At 74.4% G+C, this 3,696-nt stretch carries 2 protein-coding genes; both read right to left on the bottom strand.

The window, feature by feature from the left end:
* Positions 1-2,702 (bottom strand): SDR family NAD(P)-dependent oxidoreductase (locus E2E34_RS32425; RefSeq protein WP_138905419.1); only part of this gene is annotated, 2,702 nt, incomplete at its 3' end.
* On the bottom strand, positions 2,699-3,696 hold a 998-nt coding region (locus tag E2E34_RS32420), incomplete at its 5' end, for an acyltransferase domain-containing protein (RefSeq protein ID WP_138905418.1). The genes E2E34_RS32420 and E2E34_RS32425, both read right to left, overlap by 4 nt.

Here is a 3,696-nt window from a genome sequence, read left to right as displayed (position 1 = left end):
GCGGGGGATGCGGCCGGGCGGTGCTCGGTGGGGCCGGTGGTCTCGGCGGTTTCGGAAGGATCGGCGATTTCGGAGGGCTCGGCGGTCTGTACGATCGCGCCCGCCGCCGGCGCCGCGACGGCGGCGGCCGCACCGTAGCGGTCGGTCAGGGCCTGGGCCAGCTCGGCGAACTCGCCGTACTCCAGGAAAAGCGTCGCCGGGAGGTGGACGTCCCACCTGCGGGACAGCTCCTCGGACAACTCGACACTCATGATCGAGCTCATGCCGTAGTCCGACAGGGGCATGCCCCGGTCGAAGGACGTGGTCCCGAGCCGCTCCGCCAGGAACAACTCCAGGGCGTCCGCGACACGTTCCCGGGCATCTTCGGCGGTCGCGGCGGTCTCGCCGGCAACGCCCGTCACGTCGGTGTGCGTGTCCATGGGCGAGCCGCCGGTCTCTTCGCCCGGGCCGTCGAGTTCGACGACCGTGTCGCCGGCGTCCGGGTGGGCGACGACCACCTGGCGGGGGCCATCCTCCGCCCCCAGCAACGCGATCAGGGAGTCCAGGCCCTCCTCGGTGACCAGCGGCCGGACGCCACGCCGTCGCAGCTGGTCCGCGACGGCCGTGCCCATGCCCACCTCGCCCCACAAACCCCAGGCGACACTCAGCCACGGCGCGCCGTGCGCCTGGGCGAAGGCGTCGAGGTACGCGTTGGCGGCGGCGTACCCGCCCTGCCCGAGGTTGCCGAACGTGCCGGAGACCGACGCGAACAGCACGGCGAAGTCCAGGTCCACCCCGGCCACCGCCGCCGCCAGCTCCCGGGCGCCGTCGACCTTCGGGCTCATCACCCCCGCGATGTCCTCGGCGGTGGCGGTGCGGATCAGCCCGTCCTTGAGCGTGCCGGCGGCGTGCACCACGCCGTGCAGCTCGCCGAACTCCTCTCGGATACGCTCCACCACGGCCGCCAGGGCGCCAGGGGTTGTCGCGTCCGCGCTGTAGGAGACGACCTCGCACCCACGGGCGGCGATCGCGGCCGTCCGGTCGTTGCCCGCGCCGGCCGCCGCGGAACGGCTGACCAGCGCCACGACGCCGGCGCCCTCCCGTGCGAACCGGTCGGCGACCTCCAGGCCCAGCCCGCCGTGACCGCCGAGGACGAGGTAGCGGCCGCCCTGCCTGACGGGTCCCGGCCCGGCGTGCGGTGCGGCGTGCGCCGCCCGGTCGCGCACCCGGACGGGGGTACGGCGGACGCCCTGCCGGTAGCCGACCTCGGTGGGCCCGGCACTGGCGCCGAGCTCCGCCAGGAGGGCGCGCAGGGCGTCGTCGGGGTCCTGGGCGACGTCGACGAGGCGCGGGTGGAAGCCCGGGTACTCGATGGCGGCGGTCCGGAGAAAGCCCCACAGGGCGGCGCGCGCGGGCACCGGCCGGTCGCCGTCCACCACCGACTGCCCGTCCCGGGTCACCACCAGGAAGCGCGACTTGCGCTGCCGCTCACCGAGCGTCCGTACGGCGGCCAGGCAGGCGTACAGGCCGAGGCGGAGCTCCGCCTCTTCCGCCTTCGCCGCCCCGGCGCCGGCGGGCACGGCGTCGGAGTTCCACAGGTGCAGCACACCCGCGATCGGGTCCCCGACCTCCTCCCAGAGCTTGCGGAACGCCTCCTCGTCCGGCCGTTCCAGCACGCGCCGGTCGCCGCCGTCCGCCTGCGGCCGGGACGGGTCGACGCCGACCTCCACCACGCGGGCTCCCTCGGCACGCAGCTGCCGGGCCGCGCGCTCGCCCAGGCTGCCGGGTCCGCCGTCGCCCAGCACCACCCAGGTGCCGGTCGCGGGCTCGTGGCGCGCGTCGGTCGCCGGCGTGGGACGCCAGTCGATCCGGGTGATGGGCAGCACGGCCGCTCGTGTCCGGGGCGGAGCGGCGGCCGGCCGTGACACTGCGGCCGTACGGCGCATCCGTATCCCCTCGAACTCCGCGGCCACCTCGTCCGAGGGCCCGAGCAGGAGCGCGTCGGCGGTGGCGTAGGCGCCGTCGACGCCGGTGCGGCGCACCAGGACCCTCACGCCGGCCGACAGGGCCGACAGATCGGTGAACACCGCGAGGCGGGCCACGCCGATCGGCAGCATGGGGTACGGGCCATCGGCTCCCGTGAGGTCCTGGAGCGCGCAGCTGACGACCTGGAACACGCCGTCCACCAGCAGCGGATGGGCGTACCAGGGCATGGGCTCGGCGTCGGACCGCAGGGTGGCCCGGGCCACGCCGTCGCCGACGGCGAGTTCCCGGACGGTACGGAAGTCGGGCCCGTACCGCAGACCTTCGCGCGCCCAGCCGTCGTACAGCCGCTGCGGGGTGATCGCCCGTGTGGCCGTCACGTTCCGGCCCGTGCCGGAGGGCCGGACCGGGGCGCCCTCTGGGAGCAGCCGGCCGGTACCGGTGGACAGGGGTTTGCGCTCGCCGGCCACCACCGTGCTCAGCTCGAAGCGGGTCCGGGTTCCGAAGGTCACGTCGAGCCGGACGGGAACCGCCTCGTGGGCGGCGATGGTGAGGGGACGCCTGAACGTCACGTCGGTGAGCTCCAGCGGGGCGAACGGCCGGCGCTGGGCAACCCCCACCATCGCCATTTCCAGCTGCACCGCGGCGGGCAGCAGGCCGGTGCCCGCGGAGCGATGCTGGGCGATGAAGGGCTCCTGGCCCGTGAACGTCTTCTCGTAGGTCTCGGCCGGGTTCGTCACTGTCCCTCGCTCTGGTGCTCATAGTGACGGTCAAACAGCGGGTGGCTGACGGCGCTCCTCGCGGTGCCGCTGCGACGAGCGGGGGGCGCGGTCAGGTCCTGCCGTTTGAAGGGGTAGGTGGGGATGGTGGTGGTGCGCGGGGCCTTCCCCCGGTGCACAGCGGACCAGTCGATGTCGCCCGAGGCCTGGTTCACGAACGCGGCCACCGCCTCGTGCAGCTGGACCTGGTCCACCCGGTCCCGACGCAACGTACTGATCCACACCGGGTCCGGCGTGCCGCTCCACGAAGCGCGCGCCAGCGACGTCAGCTGCGGGTGGGAACCGATCTCCCACACCGACCGGGCACCCGTTTCCGCGAGCGTGGTGACCGCCTGCGAGAAGCGCACCGGCTCTCGCATCGCCCGCCCCCAGTAGCCGGGTTCGGCGACCGACTCCGCCGTGTGCCAGCCCCCGTCGACCGCCGACACGAATCCGACCATCGGGGCGGACAACGCCGTGCCGGCCACCGCCTCGACGAACGGTGCGACGGCACCCTGCATCGCGGCGGAGTGGAACGCGTGGCTGACCACCAACGGCTGCGACCGCAACCCCGACTCGCGGCAGAACATCCCCACCGCGTCCGCCGGACCCGTCACCGTCACCACCCGCGGCGCGTTGAACGCGGCGACCTCGACTCCGGGGTGAGCCGCCAGCGCGGACACCACCGTCTCGGCGTCCGCGTGGACGACCGCCATCGCGCCCGCACCGGGCTGCGACTCCATCAACCCGCCCCGCAGCGCCGTCAACCGCAGCAAGTCCTCCAGGCCCAGCACACCCGCGGCCCACGCAGCCGTCAGCTCCCCCAGACTGTGACCCACCACCGCGTCGGGACGCACCCCCACCGACTCCAGCCAGCGCACCAGAGCCACCTGCACCGACACGATGCCCACCTGCGCGTACCGCGTCCGGTCCAACCGACCCGCCACCTCACCGAACAACAACTCCGGCAACGGCA

It is taken from the genome of Streptomyces albidochromogenes (genome assembly GCF_005981925.1).
Classification (GTDB): domain Bacteria; phylum Actinomycetota; class Actinomycetes; order Streptomycetales; family Streptomycetaceae; genus Streptomyces; species Streptomyces albidochromogenes.
The sequence above is the reverse complement of the archived record's forward strand: the minus strand, read 5'-3'. Positions and strand labels throughout refer to the sequence as shown.